Raw genomic sequence first — 21,413 nt, forward strand, 5'->3', positions numbered from 1 at the left:
CAACAGAAACCAGAACAGCACGCCGAACCAGCGCCAGAGCGCGCAGCGGAACACGGCTTCGACCAGGGCTGGGCCTTCGATCACCGGCTCGCCGCCTTCGGGAAACAGCGCGGTCGCAGCGACGCGTCGCGCTTCCGGATCGCCAGCCTCGATCACCGCGTCGACATCGAGATCGAGATCGCGTGGGCCCCAGGTGTAGAGCAGCGCGAGCAGGGCAAGCGCGAACGTCGGCAGCCCGTAGAACAGATCGCCAAGCAGCCATTGCCCGACGCCGATCAGCACGACCGGCACACCGACACCAATCCACAAGCCGAAGCGGCCCTGCCAGACGCTCTGACCGTTGAGCAGGCGTCCGAGCCACTGCAGCCAGGCGATGAACCAGCCGTAGTGGCGCAATGCAATCAACCCGGGCGCGATATGCCCGAGGAGCAATGCAAGCACGACGGCGATCAGGGTCAGGGCCATGGGCGGGACGGCGGCATTCCGAGGCGGTTGCGGGGATTGTAGATCATCGCCCGACGTTCATCGCCGGCCGCGGCGAGGCTCAGGAATGCCGCGCCAACCAGTCGTCGATCAGGAAGCGCGAGATCGACAGGCGTGGCGACAGCAATACCTCGTGCGCGGCGACTTCGGCACGCAACTCGGCGGCGCTGAACCAGCGCGCCTGCTCGAGTTCGGCACCGGCCTGCGCCGGCTGCGGCAGCGCCTGCGCGCGAAAACCCAGCATCAGCGCCGCCGGAAACGGCCACGGCTGCGAAGCGACGTATTCACAGGCGTGCACACGCACACCGGCTTCTTCCATCACTTCGCGCACCACGGTTTGCTCCAGCGATTCGCCCGGCTCGAGAAACCCCGCCAGCACCGACCAGCGCTTCTCCGGCCAGCTCGCCTGGCGACCGAGCAGCAGGCGCTCGCCATCGCTGACCGCAACGATGATCGCCGGATCGGTGCGCGGGTAATGTTCCAGGCCGCAGCCATCGCAACGCGCGCAGAAGCCAGCGCGTTCGAGCATCAACGCACCACCGCAGGCACCGCAGAAACGGCTGCGCTGCTGCCAGTGCACCAGGGCGCGGGCCTGCGCGAACGCCGCCGCAGGCAGTGCCTGCCAGCGCACGCCGGCATTGCGCAGGTCGAGTTTTTGCGCGGGCAATTCGCGCACGTTTTGCGTCGGCACGACGAACCAGGCGTCGCCGGCGTCATCGAGCCCGAGAAAACTCGCGGCATCGGGACGCTGCGAAAATGTCGCTGCGCCAGCCAGGAATTCCGGTGCGTCTTCGCTGCCGGCGAAATAGGCGTTGCCGTCGTCGTCGAGGATCAGCAGCGTGGCGGTCGGCCAGAGTCCATCGAGGGCAGCGGCGTCCTCGCGCAGATGTTCGGCGCGGTCCAGGCCGGCGTGCTGGAACGCGTATTGGCGCTCGGCCGGCGTCACACCGAGAAGCTGCTACCGCAACCGCAGGTGGATTTCGCGTTCGGGTTGCGGATCACGAATTGCGCGCCTTGTAGGCTTTCGCGGTAATCCACCGCCGCGCCCATCAGGTATTGCAGGCTGAGCGGGTCGACGAGTAGGGTGACGCCGTCGCGTTGCAGGGCGAGGTCGTCCTCGGACTGCTGCTCGTCGAACTCGAAACCGTATTGGAAGCCCGAACAACCGCCGCCACTGATGTAGACGCGCAGCTTGAGCGCCGGATTGCCTTCCTCGGCGATCAGCGCGGATACCTTGGCCGCCGCCGCCGCAGTGAAATCGAGCGGTGCGTCCAGCGTCTGGTAGGTCGGCAGGTTTTCCATGATTTCCAGATGGGCCCGTTGCGCTAACTATTCAAGCGCGGAGACGGCTTACGCCGCCTCGGGCTCGGCCTTGTCGGCGATATGCAGCCCCTGCGCTTCGGCATGGATCAGACGACCGGTGATCATCGCGCCGGCAGCCATTTCCACCACCTTGTAGTGGATGTTGCCGTTGACGCGGGCATTGGCGGCCAGTTCGATGCGCTCGGACGCGTGCACTTCGCCGTTGAGCTGGCCGGCGATCACCGCGATCGGCGTGCGCACTTCGCCTTCGATCACGCCCTGCGCAGCCACGGTCAACACCGCAGCGGCGCCGTCTTCGGCAAAGACCTTGCCGATGATGCGGCCTTCGACGTACAGGCCGCCGGAGAAGATGATGTCGCCGCGGATCACGACCCGCGGGCCGATCAGCGTTTCCACGGTATTGGTGCCATTGCGCGAACCTTTTTCCTTGCCACCGAACATCTCACTCTCCTGTCTTCTTGGCGGACCAGGCAAACGGCTGGTCCACGTTGTTGCCGTCGGCGTTGAGCAGCACGCGGACGCGTTGGGGGGTAAATCCCGGAGGCAGGATCACGCTGCCTTCGAGCTGCTGGAAATAACGGAATGAAAAAGCCTGGCCGGGGGCGCCGGGCTTCTGCAACAGATCGGCCCATTTGACCGAGGTCATCTTGCCACCGCGCACACCCTCGACCGCGAGCTGCATCTGGCCCTTGGTGATCGCGCCACGATTGATGTTCTGGGTCAGGGTGACGGTGTAATGCCAGGTGCCGCCGGCTTCGGGCGAAAACACCGCCTCGTGGGCATTGAGGCCATGGCGCTGGCCGGTCGAGCCGACTAGGCGCTCGTAGAAATCAACGTCGGCGCGCAGGCCGGAAACTTCTTCCTCGCGCTCGGACAGGTTCGATTGCAGCTCGACATTGGCATTGCGGCTGATCTGATCGGAGCGGCGCAGCGTCGCCACTTGCTGGCGCAGGTCCTTGACGGCGGCCTGCTCGCTGTCGAGGCGATCGCTGTTGGCACTGAGCTGGCTGCGCGCCGCGGCCAGCGAGGGCGCGGCCGAATGTGATGCGAGATACCAGGCGGCGGCCACAGTCAGCGGCCACAGCACCGCGATCAGCACCCACCAGCCGCGCTGGTAGGGACGATGCGGAACGATGACGAAGCGGTGCGGATCTGGGCCGGGGGAGCTCATGGCGGGCAGGATACCGGGCGGGGGGCCGGCAATAAAGAAAACCCCGCCGGACGGCGGCTGGAAACGGCGCTCCGGCTCAGCTTGAGTGCAGACAAAACGGGGCTATATTTCCCACAGACCCGCCATCCAGGCGCCCGGGAGCCCGCCGTCATGACCGAAGCCCACCTGTTCGCTCTGGGCATCGCCCTGGCCGCGCTGTCCGGCGTGCGCGCCTACCTCACCGTCTTTGGCATCGGCATCGCCGGTTTGCTGGGCTGGGTGGAATTGCCGGCAGCCCTGCAGGTGACCAGCTCGCCCTGGGTGCTGGGCACCGCCGGCGCGCTGACCGTCATCGAATTCGCTTTCGACAAGATTCCCGGCGTCGATTCCGGCTGGGATCTGCTGCAGACCGTGCTGCGGATTCCCGTCGGCGCCTTTCTCGCTGCCGCCACGCTATCACCCGATGGCCACCTGAGCGCCGGTGCGCTCGCCGCTGGCGCCGGCGCCGCGCTGCTTACCCACGGCCTGAAAACCGGCACGCGCGCGCTGATCAACGCCTCGCCAGAGCCAGTCAGCAACTGGACCGCTTCGCTAACCGAGGATGCCGCCACGCTGGGCAGCCTGAGCCTCGTATTCGCCCATCCGTGGCTGGCGTTGAGTCTGTTTCTGGGCGTGGTGGTGTCGATATCGGTCGTGGTGTTTTGGCTCGCACGCAAGCTGGTGCGTGGCATCGGTGCGCTGGTCGGTACGCGTTGAGGCCTGTCCCCGACTCTGTAGCGGGCACGTTGAAGCCGTGGATCACCGGTACGGATGGCACCCTGACAGCAGGTTCCGGCAGGGGGCATAATCCTTGGCCATCAGGGGGCTAAGCGATGAATCTTGACGACGAGTCTCAACTCGCCGAACTGCGACTCGCTTTCCAGCGTCATCTTCCGCGACGCGTGGAAGTGATAGGACGCCGGCTGCAACGCTTCCTGCAATCGGGCTGGGATATCAACGGTCTCGCCCTGATCCATGCCGACGCCCGCCGCCTCGGCGTCGCCAGCAGCCGCCACGGTTTTGCCGAAGCCGGCGAAAGCCTCAGCACCCTCGCCGACCTGCTTGATGAAGCCCTCGCGGGCCAAGCGCTGCCGGACCCGACCGCCGGCGAGCGCATGTGGAACCTCGTCGACGGCCTCGTCGCGATCGTGCCGCGCGCGCCCGAACCGGTACGCGACACCGCGCCACGACAACTGGGTAATTCCGATCGTGCCGAATCGCCGCCGCTGACTTGGTGGCGACGCTGGGACAGCGATGCCCCGCCAGCAATCACCGAAGCCGAAGCGCAGGCATTGCGCGCGGCCGCTCCGGCATCCGCACCGACGCGGCAATCCTTCGCGCCGACGCTGAAGCCGGTCATCGACGAATTCGAATACAGCGAGGAAGAAGTGTTCGGCGATGGCCCGATCCACGCCGCGCCGCCACCGATCCATGGCCATCTCCCCGGCGAAATCACCGCGCCTGCAGCGCTGGTGGTCACGCCGGCGTTTACGCCTGCACCTGTGCCAACTCCGGCCCGGGCACCGATACCGGCACCTGCGCCCGTGGTCGACAACACGCCGGCGGTACTGGCTGCCGGTCTGCGCATCTATCACCTCACCAGCCACGGCCCGCTGTCGCTGGAACTCGACCAGCGCCTGGAAAGCCAGCGCGTCGAAATCGAATTGCTCGAAGACACCGACGAACTCACCGAACTCCTCGGCGCCCTGCCCGCGGATCTGGTGCTGGTCGATGCGAGCTTCGGCGCGCAACTCGAAAACATCGGCGAAACCATCCGCCAGGCGCGATTGCGCAGTCCGAAACGCCTGCTGTTGGCAGCGATCGCCGAGGCCGACGATATCGGCATACGTCTCTCGGCCCGTCGCGCCGGTGTCGACACGCTGATCGTTGATCCCGCCTCGGCCAATGACGTGATCCGGCGCCTGCAGACGTTGGTTGAGCCCGGTAGCGAGGATCCGTTCCGCGTGATGATCGTCGAGGACGACCGCGGCCAGGCCTTGTTTGCCGAAGGCATCCTGCGCAACGCCGGCATGTCCACGCTGGTCGTGCTTGAGGCTTTCGGCGTGATGCCGGCGCTCGAGCAGTTCCAGCCCGATCTCGTGCTGATGGATCTGAACATGCCCGAGGCCAACGGCATCGAGCTGACCGCGCTGATCCGCGAGCAGGAAGCCTTCATGCACACGCCGATCGTGTTCCTGTCCGGCGAAAGCGACGAAGACCGGCAGTTCGATGCGATCGATGCCGGCGGCGATGATTTCCTCGCCAAACCCATCCGTCCGCGACATCTGATTTCCGCCGTGCAAAATCGCGTGCGTCGGCATCGCGCGCTGGAGACGCGCCGCGGCCGTCGCGAAACCGGCGGCAAGGATGTCACGACCGGTCTGATCGATCGCGCCGACCTGCTCGAGCAGGTTCGCGCCCGCCTCGGCAGCACGGAAGCCAAAAGCGCCGGCGGCGTGTTGTTCCTGGAAATCGAAAGCCTGAGCCTGCTGCGCGAGCGCATGGGCCTGACCGCGCTGGAGCAACTGCTGGCCGATGCCAGCCGCCTAGTCGCCACTACCGCTGGCGACAGCCAGGTTGCGCGCGTCGGCGACGGCAGCTTTCTTGTCTACGATGCCGCGCGCGATGATGCCGGGCTCGACACCCTTGCCGGACAGATCCGCAGCGCGCTCGCCCAGCATCCGTTCCAGGCGCAGGGGCACCCGCTGCGCCTGCGGGTTTCGGTCGGCATTTGCGCGCTGCGCCACGGTTTCAGCGAAACCGGTCCACTGCTCAACGCGGTGGAAAAAGTCGCGCGCGAAGCGCGCACGCACGAGCGCGGCATCCGTCGCTACGAACCGCCGAAGTCTTCCGAAGCCGCGCGCGAAGCCGCGTTGCTGGCGCAGATCGGCGAGGCCATCGCCCACCATCATCTCGAACTGCTTTACCAACCCGTCGTCGCAGTCGCCGGCAGCGACGATTCGCAATACCAGGTGTTGCTGCGCATGCGCGACAACCAAGGCCGGTTGTTGTCGGCGGCGGAAATCATCCCGATGGCCGAGCGCGCCGACTTCATCGTCGAGATCGATCGCTGGGTCACCATGCAGGCGCTCGCGCTGATCCGCGACCGTCGTGCCGAGGGTCGTTCGCTGCGCCTGTTCGTCACACAGTCTCCGCTGACGCTGGCTGATGGTGGCCAAGCGGCATGGTTGAAAACCGAACTCGCCGCGCACGATGTCCCGGGCACGTCGCTGGTGATCGAGTTGCGCCTGGAAGATGCCGCCGTGCATGCCGCGACGGTGCGCCAGTTCTGCGATGAAATGGTCTCGGACGGCGTGCAGTTCTGCCTGAGCCAGTTCGAGGCCGGCCCCGATGCCGAAGCATTGCTGGAGCAATTGCCGCTGGGCTTCGTCAAGCTCGCGCGCAAATACACGTCCGGCACGCTGACCTCGTCGTTGCGCGACGAACTCAAGACCCTGATCGACCGTGCGCACCGGCGCGGGCTGGAAGTGATCGGCCATGGCGTCGAAGACGCGCAGTCGGCAGCGACGCTATGGATGAGCGGCATCGATTTCATCCAGGGCAATCTCGTCCAGCAGGCGAACAACGACCTGGATTTCGACTTCAACCAGGCGGTGCTCTGAATGCACACGTTCAAGCCCAACGACGCGCTGCTGGTTCGCTGGCTGGCGATTGCCGGCGCAGCAGGTGCGGCAGGTGCAGCGGCTTTCGCGCATTTCAAATCCGATCCGGTCTGGGCGACCATCGCGCTGATCATGGCCCTGCTCGCCGTAGCCGGCATCGCCGGGCTCTGGCGCGCTTTCCATCTGCGCAATCGCGCGCTCGGCCATGCCGCGCAGGAAACCGTCGACCAACAACGTGAAGTGAGCGCGTTGCAGCAGGAGCTGGAAATCCATCGCCAGCTGGAACACGAACTCACCGACGCCAAACAAGCGGCCGAGGCCGCGATGATGGCCAAGGGCGAATTCCTCGCGACGATGAGCCACGAGATCCGCACACCGCTCAACGGCATCATCCCGATGCTCGATCTGCTGATGAGCTCGCGCCTGCCGCCCGACCAGCACGACATTCTGCACACCGCCTATGCCTCGGCGCGGCAGATGCTGCGCATCGTCGACGACATCCTCGACTACTCCAAGCTCGAAGCGAACAAACTGCAGCTCGAATCGACCAGCTTCAACCTGCGGGAACTGATCGATTCGGTGATCCACCTGATGGAAAAACCCGCGGAAGGCAAAGGCCTGCGCCTGAACCTGCAGCTCGATGCCGCGGTGCGCCTGCCGGTGCGCGGCGACCCGACCCGCCTGCGCCAGATCCTCACCAACCTGGTGAGCAATGCGATCAAGTTCACCGAGCGCGGCTCGGTTGCGCTGCATGTCAGTCGCAAGGGCGAGACGCGCACGCAGCACGAGTTGCGTTTCGAAGTGCGCGACACCGGCATCGGCATCACCAAGCAGAATTCGCACAATCTCTTCCGCGCCTTCAGCCAGGCCGATGCTTCGACCACGCGGCTGTATGGCGGCACCGGCCTTGGCCTGGTGATCTGCAAACGCATCGTCGACCTGATGGGCGGCCAGATGGGCGTGGATTCCGAACCCGGCCGCGGTTCGATCTTCTGGTTCGAGATTCCCCTGCTCAAGGCGATGGGCGATATCCAGAACCAGCGCATCGACCTCAACGGCGCGCGCGTGATGCTGCTCAGCACCGACGGCAATCTGCGTCAGCGAATCCAGCAGGCCACACCGGACTGGGGCACGCAGCTGACCGAAGCCGAAACCACGCAGGACGCACTCACGCGCCTGCGCACCGCGGTCAGCCGCGGCGCGAGCTGGAGTTTCGATCTGCTGATCGTCGACCTCAGCAGCGTGCGCGCCACCGCGATCGCGCTGCACCGCAATCTGCGCCGCACGCCCGACCTCGAAGACCTGCGCGTGGTCTATCTGCAGGGCAGCGAACCAGCGGTGCCGGAGCTGAGTGCGGGCGTGCCGGCATTGATGCTTTCGCGCAGCATCGGCAATACCGAACTGCGCTCGGCGATCGGAAATTTCCTCGCGCTGCCATCGGCGGCGCATGCGGCCCCGGAACCGGCCCCCGCGCCCGCGCCGCAAGCTGTCGATGCCAACGACAAAGGCGCCGATGGCTCCGCCGCGACACCGGCACCGAAATTGCGCGGCCGCGTGCTTCTGGTCGAGGACAATCCGGTCAACCAGATGGTTGCGCAACGCCTGATCGGCATGCTCGGCCTGACCTGCGAGACCGCCGACAATGGCGAGAAAGCGCTGGAACGCATGGTCATGGGCGGCCTCGACCTGGTCTTGATGGACTGCCAGATGCCGGTCAAGGACGGTTACAGCGCCGCACGCGAATGGCGTCAGCACGAAGCGGCGCAAAACATGCCGCGCTTGCCGATCATCGCCATGACCGCGAACGCGATGGCCGGCGATCGCCAGAAATGCCTCGATGCGGGCATGGACGACTACCTGTCCAAGCCGGTCGATCGCCGCCTGTTGGAGAGTTCACTGGGGCGCTGGTTGCAGCGTTCGCCGGCGGCGGTGGCCTCGGCCGCGAAAGTGGCGGCAGCGGATTCGTCCGCGCTGGCAGCGGTGGTCGCGTCGCCAGCAGCTGTGCCGCGTGAGTTGCCGACGCCATCACCGACCGCCGCACCACCGCGCGCAACGCCGACAGCGATCCCGATGTCGACTCCGCTTGCCGCGCCAGCGCCCGTTCGCATGCCGACGCCGATGCCCGCACCGGCAACACCTGTTCGTCCAGCCGCACCGATGCCGGCACCGATAGCGCGACCGATGCCGATATCGCCAGTACCGAGCGAAGCTTCCCGCAGCCCGACCAGCGCACCAACACCGATCATGCCGCCGCGACCGGCGCCATCGGGCAACGCCGGTCCGCAGGCGTCTTCGATACCGCCGCCAACTTCGCCGTCCGCGCCCGCGGCGCCGCCGACGCCACCGCCGCCCGTACTCGCGCTCGATGTGCTCGAGGAATTGAAACTGATCATGGGCGAGGAGTATCTGAGCCTGGTCAAACTTTTCCTCGAAGACGCGCCCAACCATATCCAGAAGCTGGAAGCCGCCGCCGCTTCGAACGATCTTGCCGGCCTCGTCGCACCTGCGCACACGCTGAAATCATCCAGCGCCAATCTCGGCGCGCTGGCGTTGTCGGCGGTCGCCAAACGGATCGAACTCGGCGCGCGCGGCGGTACGTTGCCGCGGCCTACGGTCGCGGTGCTGATGCTGGAAAACGAGTTCCGCAAAGCGCAGACCGCGTTGCAAAATCTGCTCGCGTCCAGCGCCTGATCGCGGACATGCGGACGAAAAAAACCCGGCGCGAGGCCGGGTTTTTTCTGCGCGATTGCTCGCTCGTATCAGGAGCTGATCTTGGTTTGCAGATAGGCCGGCTCACCAAGGCGGGCAATCAGGCCCAACTGCGTTTCCAGCCAATCGATGTGCTCTTCTTCCGATTCCAGGATCGCCGCAAACAAATCGCGTGACACGTAATCGCCAACTTGTTCGCTGTAGGCGATTGCTGCCTTGAGATCCGGCACCGCCAGATATTCCAGCTTGAGGTCGCAGTCCAATGCTTCTTTCGGCGATTCGCCGATGAACAATTTGCCGAGGTTCTGCAGATTCGGCAGGCCGTCGAGGAAGAGGATGCGTTCGATCAGGCGATCGGCATGCTTCATCTCATCGATCGATTCCTTCCACTCGTGCTCGGCGAGTTCCTTCAGGCCCCAGTTCTTGTACATCTTGGCATGCAGGAAATACTGGTTGATCGCGATCAACTCGTTGTACAGGCACTTGTTGAGATGTTCGATGACCTTGGCGTCGCCTTTCATTTTCGTGCTCCGGTGGAACCGGGCTGCACTCTAGCGCAGCCCGTTGCGGGCAGGCGAAACGACAATCGCTTGTATTTCGAGACGCGCCGACTGCGCTCAGGCGGCGACGGAAAAGACCGGCAGATCGAGCGGCTTGGTTTCGGCAAGAATTTCCGTGGCCTGCTCGCGACAGGAGCCGCAGCTCGCGCCGCAACCGGTGCGCATGGTCAGCTCGTGCAGATCACGGCAACCCTCGTCCGCAGCTCGGCGGATTTCGCGATCGGTGACAGCGTGGCAAATGCAGACGTACATGGCCGGACTCGGATGAGAACGGTTCGCATTCCACCGCAAATGAGAATGACTGTCAACCAGCAGGTGCTCTGTCGCGCTGGGGATCAGCCGATCGAGCGTACCGGCCGGGACCGCGCGGCCTCGCCAGAATCCGGCCCGATATGCAGCTTCTGGTTCGGAACAGCCTCTTCTCCGGCGATCATGCGCGCAAAAGACGACAAGTGATGCAGCGCCCGTATATAGACCTCGCGCTTGAACTGCACCACGTTTTCGACCGGATACCAGAAATCGACCCAACGCCAGGCATCGAATTCCGGCTTGTCGGTCAGGTCCAGGCGCAGATCGGATTCGGCGCAGGTCATTTTGAGCAGGAACCAGACCTGCTTCTGGCCGATGCAGGTCGGCCGACTGCCACGCCGCACGCAGCGACGCGGCAGGCGATAACGCAGCCAGCCAGGTGTCGCTCCCAGCACTTCCACATGCTCGGGCAACAGACCGGTTTCTTCCCGCAACTCTCGGTACATGGCCTCCAGCGGGGTCTCATCGGTATTCATGCCGCCTTGCGGAAATTGCCAACCGTCCCGATTGACCCGACGGGCCCAGAACAGTCGACCATCCGTGCGCATGAGCACGATGCCCACATTGGGGCGATAACCGTCCGGATCGATCACGAAACGGACTCCAAATTCACTGTGGTCAAGCCTGCCACACAGGCGCCAGCGCGGACAAGCGCGGCGATTTTCATTGACAGGATCTGCCCGTAAAGGGAAAATTCGCGCCCCCGTCAAGTCATCGCGGGTGCGCGTGGCAAGGAATTCCGCCGGTTTGTACACGGCGCTGACGCTGCCACGAGGGAAATCCAGCAGTGGCTATGTAGCTCAGCCGGTTAGAGCGTGGCACTCATAATGCCGAGGTCGGTGGTTCGAGTCCACCTATAGCCACCAACTTGCTTCCCAGAAAAACACATTGAATATCCAAAGCCTGCGCGCAATTTTCCGCAGGCTTTTTCGTCTCTGCTGCGCACGGGAGTTGCCGTCGCCTCGTCGATCTGTCGACGCGGCTTCGGCGTTGCACGCGCAACTGCAAAGTCCAAATGCGCGACGAGAGTATTCGATCGCAAACCGTCAAGGCCGCGACCCCGACAATCGGGCCGCGGCCAACACTTGTTGTTTCGCCGCTATTTCTTCATTGCCTCCGCGCTGTGCTCGGCGGAATCCTTGGCTGCCTTGGCATTCGCGATCGCCGCATCATGATCGGCGTGAGCATTGGTATTGCAGACATCCTGCTGCGTGACTGGCAGGCCATCGCACAATTCCTTCGCCACTTTCAGCGCACCATCGGCCTTGGCGACGGCCAGGTCGTAACTCGCGTCGGCGTTGGCGTCCATCGCGCCAGCCTGGGCATCGGCGACCTTGTCGGCGCCGGCGTTGGCCGCATCGGCAACTTTCTTGTCGGCGTCGGCGGCCGTGTTGGCGGCATCGCGCGAAGCATCGGCGACATCGGCATTGGCATCGGCACTGGCCTCGGCGACGTCCTTCTGAGTCTCTTCGGCGTTTTCCTGGTGCTTGCAGGCGGAAAGCGCCAAGGCACAGGACAGGGCGAGCATTGCAGTAGTGAAATTCTTCATGGCAACTCCGTGGTGGACAAGGATGAAGACGTCGATGAGTACGACGCTCAGCAAGAACGCATCAAGATCCATGCCATGAGCAGCATGACCGGAGCAGCAAGCGATTTCGCGAAAAGCCCGGGACGTTTTGTGGCAAATCGCCCGACTGCGGCGGCGCAACGGGCAAATTGCAGCATTGCAAAAACACGCGCGGCGATCGCTGGAAGATCGGCGATTGCGCGTTGCTTCCGCGCATCGCCGCAATCTGCACGAGCGCGCCATCCTGTCGTGCAGTCTGCAGGCAAGCGAACACGCATCGCGTACCGGACAACGAGTGCGGGCGCCGTTTCCGGGTTATCCCACCTCTGGCACGTTCCTTGTAGACGACTATCCAGGGCCGAATGCCTTGGCCCGCCGTCATCACTTCAGGAGCACACCATGCTGCATTACGCCGTTGTCTTTTTCGTGATCGCGATCATCGCCGCCGTGCTGGGCTTCGGCGGCATCGCTGGCGCCGCCACCGGCATCGCGAAAATCCTGTTCATTGTCTTCGTGATTCTCGCCATCGCCTCGCTGCTGTTCGGCCGCAAAAAGATCTGACGCTGCCGACAGGGCCATCGCCAGGAAAAAGAAAGCGCCGAATTCGGCGCTTTTTTTCTGCCTTCGGAATGCCGATCAGGCCAGCGGCAATTCGAAGGTAAAAATGGAGCCGCCGCCTTCGCGATCGTCATACCAAAGATCGCCGCCCATGGTGCGCGCCCGCTGCTTGGCCAGCGCCAGACCCAATCCGGTGGACGACTCGCCCTGGGTCGGTTGCGCCGACAAGGTGACGTAGCGCTGGAACAGCCGCGGCTGATCGCCCTTGCAGATGCCGGGGCCGCGATCGAGAACCAGCAATCGGCCGCGCTTGCCCGTGCGCGACGCCGTCAACACGACCTCGCTGCCGATCGGCGAATACTTCAGCGCGTTCGATAACAGGTTCTGCAGTACATGGGTCGCGCCAGCGCGATGGCCAAGCAGTATCACCGCCTCGGCGACGTCAATGCGCACGGCGATGTTCTTCGCATGCGCCTGGCGTTCGAGCAGATCGAAGGTTTCGCGCAGCAGCAGGATCGCCGGCAGCGGCTCCACCGAGGTGCCGTGCGCCTGCTCGCTTTGCTGGTCGAGAAACGCCTGCAGGAACAACACACCGGAATCGCCGGAGCTGCGGATGGACTCGATCAGGCGCAGCCGCGATGCCACCGGCAAATCGGTGTCGCGCAGCATGTCGGCGGCGAACAGGATATTGGCGAAATAATTGCGCAGGTCATGGGCGACGGTTTCCGCCACCTGCTGCTTTTCCGCGGCAATGCGCCGCAGCGCATCACGCGATTGCTTGAGTTCGATATGCGTGCGCACCCGGACCAGCAACTCTTCGGCGACGAAAGGTTTGGTGATGTAGTCGACCGCACCGGCGCCGAATGCGCGCGTCAGGCTGTCGCGTTCGATATCAGCGGTCAGGAAAATCACCGGAATATCCTGCGTCGTCGGCGGGTCCTGCAGAGCCTGCAATACCTGGAACCCGGTCATGCCGGGCATGCGCATGTCGAGCAGCACCAGGTCGGGCGGATCGGCGCGGGCGAGATCCAGCCCTTCCTGGCCACTCATCGCCGGCACCACTTCAAATCCCGCCTGCGCGAGCAGTTGCCCGACCACGCGGACGTTCGCGGCCTGGTCATCGACCACCAGGATCACCGGCGTCGGGCGCGGCTTGTTGCTGCGATCATCGGCCATCGAACAATTCCTCCGGCCATCCGGCCAATTCGCCGAGAAGATCTTTCACCGCGGCCACATCGAAGCGCTGCACGGCAGCTGCCAGCACGCCGGCATGTTCCACCAGCCGCGGCCAAGCCAGTTCCGAACCAAGCACGCGCAACTCCATCGCGAATGCTGCGATCTCGCGCATGCGCATTGAGCGCCGCAGATCGACCAGCGCCTCACCCTGCAGATGCCGCCAGCGCGCCTGCAGCGCCGGGTTGGCATTGCCCGGCGCCGCCGTCAGATCCACGTGCGCGACTTCCGTGGGATCAGCGAGCGGTGTTGCACCGAAGATCGCCTCCAGCGTCGCGAACAGATCGATCGGCGTATACGGCTTGCGGATGTAGCCATCGAAACTCGCGCGCAGTGTCTGCTCTTCGTCGCCCAGGCTGGAGGCGGTGACGGCGACGATCGCGATTTTCTGCAACTCCGGATCGGCGCGGATCGCATCGCGCGCCTCGAAGCCGTTCATGCGCGGCATGCGCAGATCCATCAGCACGACATCGGGCCGGCCGGCCCGCGTCGTCGCCACACCTTCGATACCGTCGCTGGCGACGGAAACCGTGTGATGGCTTTTGCGCAGATAGCCCCGCGCCACTTCCGCGTTCCAGATCATGTCGTCCACCACCAGGATCTTCAGCGGCTGCAGGCGATTGAAGTCGACCATTTCATCGCCGCCTGCCGGCGAAGCCACGGGCACGTCGGAGATCGAAAGATGCGGGACATCAATGACCACCGTCGTGCCTTTTCCGAGACGGCTGTCGACGGTGATGCAGCCATTCATCAGATCGACCAGCCGGCGCGTGATGCTCAATCCGAGACCAGTACCTTGGCGGATTTTGCCATCGGGACTATCTGCCTGATGAAAAGGCTCGAAGATCCGGTTCAATTCGTCCTCGGCGATACCGACGCCGCTATCGACGACGGTGAGGCGGAGATCGCGGAAGCGCTGGTCCAGCGATGGCGACATCGTCAGGTGCACCGTCACTCTGCCGCTCTCGGTGTATTTCACCGCATTGCTGACCAGATTCATCAGCACCTGGCGCAGACGCTGCGCATCCACGACCACGGTGACGAGAGAGTCCTTGTCGATTTGCGTATCGAGCTGGATGCCCTTGCCTGCGGCCTGGGTCGAAAACAGCTCGATGGTCTCGTCGACGAGTTGCGGCAAATCCGTGGGCTGCTGACTGAGCTGCAACTTACCCGCCTCGATCTTCGACAAGTCGAGCACGTCGTTGATCAGGCTCAGCAGCAGCTGTCCACTCTTCTTGATCGCCTGTACCCAGTCGCGCTCCAGCGGCGCGGTCACCGATTCCGACAGCAATTGCGTGAAGCCGAAGATGGCATTCATTGGCGTGCGGATCTCGTGGCTCATATTCGCCAGGAAGGCGCTTTTTTCCTCGCTCGCGCGCCGCGCCTGCGCGGCCTGCAACTCGTTTCTCAAGGCGTTCTCGGAATCGATCTGGGCGCGACGGATCGCCATGAAGCCAAGCACGCCGGCCACCAGCGCCAGACTATTGGCGATCAGCATGGTGGCATTGGTCTGCTTGACCAGCACGTCGCGCTGCTCGGCGCGCAACTTGAACAGCCGCTCTTCTTCCGCGGTCATCTGCGCCAGCACCGAGCGGATGCCATCGGCGACTTCCGCGCCCTTGCCTTCGCGGATCTTTTCCTCTATCTCGCGATTGGATCCCGAGCGCAGCGCATCGAGTTTCAATGCCAGCATCGTCTTCGTCCTTGCCCGCCGCTGGTCCTGCAACAGGATCAGGCGGGTGACGCTCGCCTGTTCTACCGGATTGTCATGGGTCATGGCGTTGAGCTGCAGCAGCAGATCATCGGTCTGTTGCAGGCGCTGCTGGTACAACTGCAGGTAGTCCGAGCGGCTGCTGGCCAGGTAACGCAGGCCATAGGTTTCAGAATCGGCAGAAACCAGACGCACTTCGCTGATCGCCTCCTTGACTTGATAGGTGTGGTTGACCAGATCGATGGAATTGCTCAGGGCATTGGTCGACCACACCGAAACGGCGGACGTCGCCAGAATCAGCACCACGGCCAACGCCAACAAGCCATTGTTGATGCGGCGCCGGAATTGCGAACTGCGATTGCCCATCATCGAACTGCCTGCCCCTGTCATTGATCGTGCCGCCGCCCCGCGGCCCTGCTCGATCAGGTATTCATCAACCAAATGGTGCCGTTGAGGATCAGCGCGAACGAGACCAGCAACAGGCAAGGCAATAGCAGGTATCCGGCCAGCGCGCGAATCTTGCCGAACGCCAATGCCGTCCACAGGATCACGCTCCACAACAAGAAGATGTCGAAAAACGCGAGCAACGGCAGGTGCAGTCCGAAGAACAACGGCGCCCAAGCGAGATTCAACGCCAGCTGCAGCAAAAACAATCGCGTCGCACCGTGCCGCGCGGCAACGTCGGCATCGTGCTGCGTGTGCACCAGCCACAGACCGATCACCATCAGCACGTATTGCGCGGTCCACGCCGGCGCGAACAGCCAGGCCGGCGGCATCCAGGTCGGCTTGAGCAAGGCCGCGAGCCACGGATCCGGGCCGGCCAGCCAGACCATGCCTGCTGCCGTCGCGACGATGCCGATAATCCATGCCGTCATGCTCAGCAACGCGCCCGGCCCGGCAAAGGCACTGCCGTGCACAAGCAACGGACGCGAGTCAGTTTTCATGGCGATGACGATGGCCAATCACAGGTTGTAGGCCTTGCGCTTGCGATAGAGCGTGGACGAATCGATGCCCAGCGTGCGCGCTGCCGCCTCCAGACTTTCGCTGCCGGCGAGCACGCGTTCGATATGCAGGCGTTCGAGCGCGTCCAGCGACATCGGCGTGCCCGCAACGACCTCGGCCTTGCCGGCGTCGCTGCGTCCAAAGCTCAACAACTCGACGCCGATCTGCTCTTCCCGGCACAGGATCACCGCACGCTCCATCATGTTCTGCAACTCGCGGACGTTGCCCGGCCAGTCGTAAACCTGCATGCGCGCCAGCGCCGCCGAAGAAAGTCGCCGCGCGGGCAGGCCGTAGTTACCGGCGAAACGTCCGATGAAAGCATTCGCGAGATCTTCGATATCTTCCAGACGCTCGCGCAAGGGCGGCAACATGATGCTGATGACATTGAGGCGATACAGCAGGTCCAGACGGAAGCGCCCCTCCTTCACCATCGCATCGAGATCGTGATTGGTCGCGGCGATGATGCGGGCATCGGCCTTGCGCGTGACCGGATCGCCGACGCGTTCGTATTCCTTGTCCTGGATGAAGCGCAGCAACTTTGGCTGCAGCGGCAAGGGAAAATCGCCGACCTCGTCGAGAAAGATCGTGCCGCCGTCAGCATGGCTCACCCGGCCGACGGTGTTCTGGCTGGCGCCGGTGAACGAGCCTTTGACGTGACCGAACATTTCGCTTTCCAGCAACTCGCTCGACAGCGAAGGACAATTCACCGTTACCAGCGCACCCTCGGCGCGCGGACTGGCGTCGTGAATCGCACGCGCCAGCATGCCCTTGCCGGTGCCGCTGTCGCCGAGCAGCAATACGTTGGCATCGGTGCGCGCCACCTGCAGCGCCAGCGCGATCGCCGCCTGCATCCCGGCATTCTTGCTGCTGAGCTGCGGTCGCGCGCCGCCGGAATCGCGCTCCAGCGCATCGATGCGATCGAGCATGCGCCGGGTATCGACCTGACGCGCCACCGCGATCTTCAACTGCTCGGGCGAACAGGGCTTGACCAGGTAATCGCTGGCGCCCTGCGCGATCGCGGCAACGGCATCGCTGACGCCGGAATGCGCAGTGACCACGATCACGCGCATCAGCGGCGCCAGTTCGCGCAGCCGCGGCAACGCCTCGAGACCGGAATCCTGACCGATGTTGCGATCGAGCAGACAGGCGTGGAAAGGCAGTGACGACGCCAGTCGTAAACCTTCCTGCAAGGTCTCGGCGGTCGTTACGCGATAGCCTTCCTTGCTCAGGCAGGCGGAGAAATTTTCCAGCAGCGCCCGGTCGTCATCGATGGCGAGAATGCGGCCGGTCGGCACTGCCTGCGGGTTCACCATAGAAATGGACTCCGAGCCATCAAGCTTGGCGCCCACTATAGCCGGCCGCATGTCATGACCCGATGAGCTTCGGCCCTCATACCGGGTTGGCCGGGCCGCGAAACTGATAGGCCTCCAGGAAATACAGACCCTTGTCGAGGGTGGCGGTAATCCCGGTCAGCACGTCGGCGGTGACCTTGTCGCCAGCAGCATCGGTGTTGTTGATACGTACGCGCACCAGCTTGGCGCACTGCGCGACGCGATCGGCGATATCGCCGACGATATCCTCGGCGCGGAATTCGCCGGGCAGATCTTTCAGCGAGCTCGCCGCCGCCGCCATGCGCACGGTGCCGCGGGCAAAGCCGCCAAGCGTGAGGATACGTTCGGCAACGGTATCGACCGGCCCGGTGAGCGTGCCGGCGATTTCGTCGAACAGTTTGTGCAGACCGAAAAAGTTCGGACCTTTCACATTCCAGTGCGCCTGCTTGACCTGGCTTTGCAGGTCGAACAATTCGGCCAGCGTCTGGTTCAATTCCGCGGTGACTTCCTTGCGCGTCGCTTCGCTCATGTCGTTGCGCGTCGCGAACGGAAGTTTCTTTGCCACGGTTTTCGTGTCGGCGAGGGAAACGGTCATGACATCTCCTTTGTGGATCGGAATGCCTGCGCAGGCAGGGGCTTCCAAGTAGATTGCAATGCCCATGCCAGCATGAAGAGTGCGCTGGATCGGGCCTGTCGTTATTCTCGGGCGGGCAATATGCCGGATCTGACACGACGCCCGGGCCATTTGCATGACGGCTGCGCGCGCTCTGCCTCGTTGACGTAGAAAAAAACCGGGCCATGCAAGCATGGCCCGGCTCGGAATTACGCCGATTGGAAAATGACTACTTCAACGAATTTTCGAACTCGCTGACCAAGGGCTCGGCCGTAATTCTGGCAATGCCATAACGCTCCTGGGTCTTCCCAAGGGAAGGGGCTCGGAAAGCCGCTACTTACTTCGCCGGCTTGATCTTGAGCGCCTTGGTGTCGACGCGCGTCACGCCCTTGATGCCCTTGGTCACGGAAATCGCCGTCTCGACCTGGGCCTTCGAATCGAGTACGCCCGCCAAGGTGACGACACCGTTCACGGTACTGACATTGATGTCGAGGCCTTTCACGGTTTCGTTCGCGAGCAGCTCGGCCTTGACCTTGGTGGTGATCCAGGTATCGGTCACCGGCGTCGCCGACTCTTCATAAGCCGTGGTCTTGTTGTCGACAGCCGCGGCAGCAGTGACATCCTGGGCCATCGCCATCATCGGCATGCCGACGATGCTCAACGCGATCGACAACAATGCGGCATGGCTGACGCGGACATGATTGCTGGTGTTGATATTGCGCATGGTGATCTCCTTTTTGGGGGAGGGCTCCAATCGCGGGAGCCCCAGGAGGCATCTACACGATGCGTGCCAACGCTCGGATCACCAGCAATCAAGCATTTACGAAGCCTGCGCGCGGTGCATTCCTGCATTCCGCCCGCAGGCGCATTGCGGCCTGCACGACCGTGATCGGCGAACGTTGCCGGAGCGAATGTTTTCTTAACGCGCATCGAAGGCAGATGCTGTCGTGCGTGGAGCGCACGCTGCGCACGTCATCTGCCGTAGCGTGCGCTCCGCACACGGCTCCGACTGTGCATGGATTCGCAGCCGCGTTTGCTCTCCACGCACATCACGTCCATGAGCACGGAATCGCGGCCGCGTTAGCCTTGGTGCTAACCTATCGCCCTCATTTCAGGCGGGTCGTCGGCATGGATATCTTCAAGGTCTTCCGCATCGAAGCGGCGCATCGCCTGCCGAACGTGCCGCCCGGACACAAATGCGCGCGCCTGCATGGGCATTCGTTCGCGGTGGAGCTGCACGTCGGCGGTACGCCGGATGCGCATACCGGTTGGATCATGGATTTCGGCGACGTGAAAAAAATCTTCCAGCCGATCTACGACCGCCTCGATCATCACTATCTCAACGACATCCCCGGCCTGGAAAACCCCACCAGTGAAATGCTGTCGATCTGGATCTGGGATCAGCTCAAGCCGCTGCTGCCGGCCTTGAGCGAAGTGGTGGTGCACGAAACCTGCACCTCGGGCTGTCGTTACCGCGGCGCCTGATGTAACTCGGCGCCCGGATTTCAATGCGCGGTGAGCGCGTGCCGCTCGGCATCGCCGCTGTGGTTGCGGGCGATCATCAGGTACACCACCGGCACCACGAACAAGGTCATCAGCGTGCCGAAACTCATGCCGCCGACGATCACCCAGCCGATCTGATGCCGCGCTTCCGCGCCCGCGCCGGAAGCGATCGCCAGCGGAATCGAGCCCAGCACCATCGCGCCCGTGGTCATCAGGATCGGACGCAGGCGCAGCGTCGCCGCCTCCACCACCGCATCGAACTTGCTGCGGCCCTGCTCCTGCAACTGATTGGAGAACTCCACGATCAGGATGCCGTGCTTGGAAATCAAGCCAACCAGCGTGACCACGCCGATCTGCGTGTAGATGTTCCATGAGCCGGTGATGTGCCACAGGCTGTGTCCGAACGGATGCAACCCGGCACCGAGATTGAGCAGCACCAAACAGCTGAACGCACCGAACACCGCCAGCGGCACCGAGATCAGGATCACCACCGGATCGATGAAGCTCTCGAACTGCGCCGACAGCACCAGGTAGATAAAGATCAGCGCGAGCACCAGCATCACCGTGAAGTCGCTGGAGGATGCGCGGAACTCGCGCGACTGCCCGCCGAGGTCGTACTGCGTGCTCGGCGCGACTTCCTGCAACGCTTTCTGCATCCACGCCAACGCCTGACCCTGCGAATAATCCGGCGTGAGGCCGGCACTGATGGTAGCGGCGCGCAGTTTGTTGAAGTGGTTGAGTTCCTTGGCCGCGACGGTTTCGGTCACGGTGGCGAGATTGTCGATCTGCACCATCGAACCATCGCCGGCGCGCACGAACATGTTGCCCAGGCTCTGCGGCGTACGCCGGGCGTCATCGGCGACCTGCACGATCACGTCGTATTGCTCGGTACCGCGCTTGAAGCGGGTGACATTGCGTCCACCCAGCATGGTCTCCAACGTGCGTCCGACCGTGGTCACGCTGCTGCCGATCGCGGCGATCTTGTCGCGATTGACGTCAACGCGCAGCTGCGGCTTGTCGAGCTTGAGATCGGAGTCGGGATTGGTCAGTTTCGGATTCTCGGCCATCTTGGCCAGCAGTTTCTTGACCACGCCGTCGAGATCTTCCCAGGTGCCGGAGGTCTGCACGACGAAACTCACCGGCTGTCCGAAACCGCCTTGGCCCAAGGCCGGCGGCGTCACCGGGAAAGCCGTCAAACCAGTGATGCCCATGAACTGCGGGAACAGGCTGCCGGCGACATCCTGGGCACTGCGATCACGCTGCGACCAGTCCTTGAGGCCGACGAAGCCCAGCGCTGAAGTGACGCCGTTGAAGCCGACGATCTCGAATACGCGATCCTTTTCCGGAACGCCCATCAGGATCGATTCCATCTGCTTGCCGTACTTGTCGGTGTAATCGATCGTCGAGCCTTCCGGCGCCGTCGCGAAACCGATCACCAGGCCCTGGTCTTCCTGCGGCGCGAGCTCCGGCTTGAGCAGCATCTTCAGACCGAAGATGCCAGCGAACAGCACCGCCGCCACGACCACTATGGCAAAACGCAGGCCGAGCGCGACCTTCAACGCGCGCTTGTAGCCACTGTCGAGACTGCGCAGCACGCGCTCGCCGAACTCGAAGAACTTTCCATGCTGCGTCTCATGGCGCAGCAGTTTGGAGCCCATCATCGGCGACAGCGTCAGCGCGGTGAAGCCCGACACCAGCA

Annotated in this window: 20 protein-coding genes, 1 tRNA gene and 1 pseudogene; 6 read left to right on the plus strand and 16 right to left on the minus strand. The window is 63.6% G+C overall.

Annotated features, from left to right (window positions below; genetic code table 11):
* From VKM35_RS00525 to VKM35_RS00545, 5 genes and pseudogenes are all read right to left on the minus strand, one after another.
* Window positions 1-465 (minus strand): annotated as a pseudogene (locus VKM35_RS00525) (hypothetical protein); the annotation flags it as partial.
* 79 nt (window positions 466-544) lie between these two features.
* Entirely contained in the window at window positions 545-1,429 is an 885-nt protein-coding gene (gene nudC, locus VKM35_RS00530; RefSeq protein WP_324317246.1) for an NAD(+) diphosphatase, read from the minus strand.
* Window positions 1,426-1,785 (minus strand): iron-sulfur cluster insertion protein ErpA, encoded by a 360-nt coding sequence (gene erpA / locus VKM35_RS00535; RefSeq protein ID WP_324317248.1) that lies wholly within the window; start codon window positions 1,783-1,785, stop codon window positions 1,426-1,428. Before erpA ends, nudC begins: the two co-directional genes overlap by 4 nt.
* A 48-nt stretch (window positions 1,786-1,833) precedes the next feature.
* Complete coding sequence (locus VKM35_RS00540; protein WP_414636520.1) at window positions 1,834-2,247, minus strand: bactofilin family protein; 414 nt, start codon at window positions 2,245-2,247, stop codon at window positions 1,834-1,836.
* Between the two features lies 1 nt (window position 2,248).
* Window positions 2,249-2,977: a DUF6776 family protein gene (locus VKM35_RS00545; protein WP_324317250.1), complete on the minus strand. Its 729-nt coding sequence runs from the start codon at window positions 2,975-2,977 to the stop codon at window positions 2,249-2,251.
* A gap of 150 nt (window positions 2,978-3,127) precedes the next feature.
* On the opposite strand from VKM35_RS00545, the gene VKM35_RS00550 reads away from it, so the two are divergent.
* From VKM35_RS00550 to VKM35_RS00560, 3 genes are all read left to right on the plus strand, one after another.
* Window positions 3,128-3,712, plus strand: a complete 585-nt coding sequence (locus VKM35_RS00550) for a DUF4126 domain-containing protein (protein ID WP_324317252.1) — start codon at window positions 3,128-3,130, stop codon at window positions 3,710-3,712.
* Window positions 3,713-3,828: 116 nt separating this feature from the next.
* The gene (locus VKM35_RS00555; RefSeq protein ID WP_324317254.1) at window positions 3,829-6,618 is read left to right on the plus strand and encodes an EAL domain-containing protein; all 2,790 of its coding nucleotides are present in this window, start codon (window positions 3,829-3,831) and stop codon (window positions 6,616-6,618) included.
* On the plus strand, window positions 6,619-9,309 hold the full coding sequence (locus tag VKM35_RS00560; protein WP_324317256.1) for a hybrid sensor histidine kinase/response regulator: 2,691 nt from the start codon (window positions 6,619-6,621) through the stop codon (window positions 9,307-9,309). It begins immediately after the preceding gene.
* 68 nt (window positions 9,310-9,377) lie between these two features.
* Here the strand turns inward: VKM35_RS00560 and bfr are convergent, their stop codons facing one another.
* From bfr to VKM35_RS00575, 3 genes are all read right to left on the minus strand, one after another.
* Window positions 9,378-9,848, minus strand: a complete 471-nt coding sequence (gene bfr, locus VKM35_RS00565) for a bacterioferritin (protein ID WP_324317258.1) — start codon at window positions 9,846-9,848, stop codon at window positions 9,378-9,380.
* Window positions 9,849-9,944: 96 nt separating this feature from the next.
* Window positions 9,945-10,139, minus strand: a complete 195-nt coding sequence (locus VKM35_RS00570) for a (2Fe-2S)-binding protein (RefSeq protein ID WP_324317260.1) — start codon at window positions 10,137-10,139, stop codon at window positions 9,945-9,947.
* Between the two features lie 83 nt (window positions 10,140-10,222).
* Complete coding sequence (locus VKM35_RS00575) at window positions 10,223-10,789, minus strand: RNA pyrophosphohydrolase (protein WP_324317262.1); 567 nt, start codon at window positions 10,787-10,789, stop codon at window positions 10,223-10,225.
* A gap of 196 nt (window positions 10,790-10,985) precedes the next feature.
* On the opposite strand from VKM35_RS00575, the gene VKM35_RS00580 reads away from it, so the two are divergent.
* Window positions 10,986-11,062: transfer RNA gene (locus tag VKM35_RS00580), tRNA-Met, on the plus strand.
* Between the two features lie 233 nt (window positions 11,063-11,295).
* On the opposite strand, the gene VKM35_RS00585 is transcribed toward VKM35_RS00580, so the two are convergent.
* Complete coding sequence (locus VKM35_RS00585; RefSeq protein WP_324317264.1) at window positions 11,296-11,745, minus strand: hypothetical protein; 450 nt, start codon at window positions 11,743-11,745, stop codon at window positions 11,296-11,298.
* Window positions 11,746-12,162: 417 nt separating this feature from the next.
* Between VKM35_RS00585 and VKM35_RS00590 the strand changes: the two genes are divergently transcribed.
* Window positions 12,163-12,324: a DUF1328 domain-containing protein gene (locus tag VKM35_RS00590; protein ID WP_324317281.1), complete on the plus strand. Its 162-nt coding sequence runs from the start codon at window positions 12,163-12,165 to the stop codon at window positions 12,322-12,324.
* Window positions 12,325-12,399: 75 nt separating this feature from the next.
* Here VKM35_RS00590 and VKM35_RS00595 read toward each other — a convergent pair whose 3' ends face one another.
* The 6 genes from VKM35_RS00595 to VKM35_RS00620 form a co-directional block, all read right to left on the minus strand.
* Window positions 12,400-13,497 (minus strand): hybrid sensor histidine kinase/response regulator, encoded by a 1,098-nt coding sequence (locus VKM35_RS00595; RefSeq protein ID WP_324317266.1) that lies wholly within the window; start codon window positions 13,495-13,497, stop codon window positions 12,400-12,402.
* On the minus strand, window positions 13,487-15,655 hold the full coding sequence (locus tag VKM35_RS00600; protein WP_324317268.1) for an ATP-binding protein: 2,169 nt from the start codon (window positions 15,653-15,655) through the stop codon (window positions 13,487-13,489). The genes VKM35_RS00595 and VKM35_RS00600 overlap by 11 nt, the downstream gene beginning before the upstream one ends.
* 32 nt (window positions 15,656-15,687) lie before the next feature.
* Window positions 15,688-16,209, minus strand: a complete 522-nt coding sequence (locus VKM35_RS00605; RefSeq protein ID WP_324317270.1) for a TspO/MBR family protein — start codon at window positions 16,207-16,209, stop codon at window positions 15,688-15,690.
* 18 nt (window positions 16,210-16,227) lie between these two features.
* Complete coding sequence (locus VKM35_RS00610; protein WP_324317272.1) at window positions 16,228-17,580, minus strand: sigma-54 dependent transcriptional regulator; 1,353 nt, start codon at window positions 17,578-17,580, stop codon at window positions 16,228-16,230.
* Between the two features lie 76 nt (window positions 17,581-17,656).
* The gene (gene dps / locus VKM35_RS00615) at window positions 17,657-18,193 is read right to left on the minus strand and encodes a DNA starvation/stationary phase protection protein Dps (protein WP_324317274.1); all 537 of its coding nucleotides are present in this window, start codon (window positions 18,191-18,193) and stop codon (window positions 17,657-17,659) included.
* A 355-nt stretch (window positions 18,194-18,548) separates the two neighbouring features.
* Complete coding sequence (locus VKM35_RS00620; RefSeq protein WP_324317276.1) at window positions 18,549-18,935, minus strand: BON domain-containing protein; 387 nt, start codon at window positions 18,933-18,935, stop codon at window positions 18,549-18,551.
* A 404-nt stretch (window positions 18,936-19,339) separates the two neighbouring features.
* On the opposite strand from VKM35_RS00620, the gene queD reads away from it, so the two are divergent.
* A complete protein-coding gene (queD, locus tag VKM35_RS00625) occupies window positions 19,340-19,696 on the plus strand; it encodes a 6-carboxytetrahydropterin synthase QueD (protein WP_324317278.1) in 357 nt (118 codons plus the stop codon).
* A gap of 20 nt (window positions 19,697-19,716) precedes the next feature.
* Here the strand turns inward: queD and VKM35_RS00630 are convergent.
* Window positions 19,717-21,413: efflux RND transporter permease subunit (locus VKM35_RS00630; RefSeq protein WP_324317279.1), on the minus strand; the 1,697-nt coding region annotated here is incomplete at its 5' end.

The organism is Arenimonas sp. (assembly GCF_035312645.1).
GTDB lineage: Bacteria > Pseudomonadota > Gammaproteobacteria > Xanthomonadales > Xanthomonadaceae > Arenimonas.

Excerpts from the sequence above, each read along its gene's own strand:
- VKM35_RS00540 (WP_414636520.1), bottom strand. The coding sequence starts at position 2,247 with ATGTTCGGTGGCAAGGAAAAAGGTTCGCGCAATGGCACCAATACCGTG.
- VKM35_RS00595 (WP_324317266.1), bottom strand. The coding sequence starts at position 13,497 with ATGGCCGATGATCGCAGCAACAAGCCGCGCCCGACGCCGGTGATCCTG.
- dps (WP_324317274.1), bottom strand. The coding sequence starts at position 18,193 with ATGACCGTTTCCCTCGCCGACACGAAAACCGTGGCAAAGAAACTTCCG.
- VKM35_RS00605 (WP_324317270.1), bottom strand. The coding sequence starts at position 16,209 with ATGAAAACTGACTCGCGTCCGTTGCTTGTGCACGGCAGTGCCTTTGCC.
- bfr (WP_324317258.1), bottom strand. The coding sequence starts at position 9,848 with ATGAAAGGCGACGCCAAGGTCATCGAACATCTCAACAAGTGCCTGTAC.
- VKM35_RS00610 (WP_324317272.1), bottom strand. The coding sequence starts at position 17,580 with ATGGTGAACCCGCAGGCAGTGCCGACCGGCCGCATTCTCGCCATCGAT.
- VKM35_RS00590 (WP_324317281.1), top strand. The coding sequence starts at position 12,163 with ATGCTGCATTACGCCGTTGTCTTTTTCGTGATCGCGATCATCGCCGCC.
- VKM35_RS00550 (WP_324317252.1), top strand. The coding sequence starts at position 3,128 with ATGACCGAAGCCCACCTGTTCGCTCTGGGCATCGCCCTGGCCGCGCTG.
- VKM35_RS00545 (WP_324317250.1), bottom strand. The coding sequence starts at position 2,977 with ATGAGCTCCCCCGGCCCAGATCCGCACCGCTTCGTCATCGTTCCGCAT.
- VKM35_RS00620 (WP_324317276.1), bottom strand. The coding sequence starts at position 18,935 with ATGCGCAATATCAACACCAGCAATCATGTCCGCGTCAGCCATGCCGCA.
- VKM35_RS00555 (WP_324317254.1), top strand. The coding sequence starts at position 3,829 with ATGAATCTTGACGACGAGTCTCAACTCGCCGAACTGCGACTCGCTTTC.
- VKM35_RS00570 (WP_324317260.1), bottom strand. The coding sequence starts at position 10,139 with ATGTACGTCTGCATTTGCCACGCTGTCACCGATCGCGAAATCCGCCGA.
- VKM35_RS00600 (WP_324317268.1), bottom strand. The coding sequence starts at position 15,655 with ATGACAGGGGCAGGCAGTTCGATGATGGGCAATCGCAGTTCGCAATTC.
- queD (WP_324317278.1), top strand. The coding sequence starts at position 19,340 with ATGGATATCTTCAAGGTCTTCCGCATCGAAGCGGCGCATCGCCTGCCG.
- VKM35_RS00560 (WP_324317256.1), top strand. The coding sequence starts at position 6,619 with ATGCACACGTTCAAGCCCAACGACGCGCTGCTGGTTCGCTGGCTGGCG.
- erpA (WP_324317248.1), bottom strand. The coding sequence starts at position 1,785 with ATGGAAAACCTGCCGACCTACCAGACGCTGGACGCACCGCTCGATTTC.
- VKM35_RS00585 (WP_324317264.1), bottom strand. The coding sequence starts at position 11,745 with ATGAAGAATTTCACTACTGCAATGCTCGCCCTGTCCTGTGCCTTGGCG.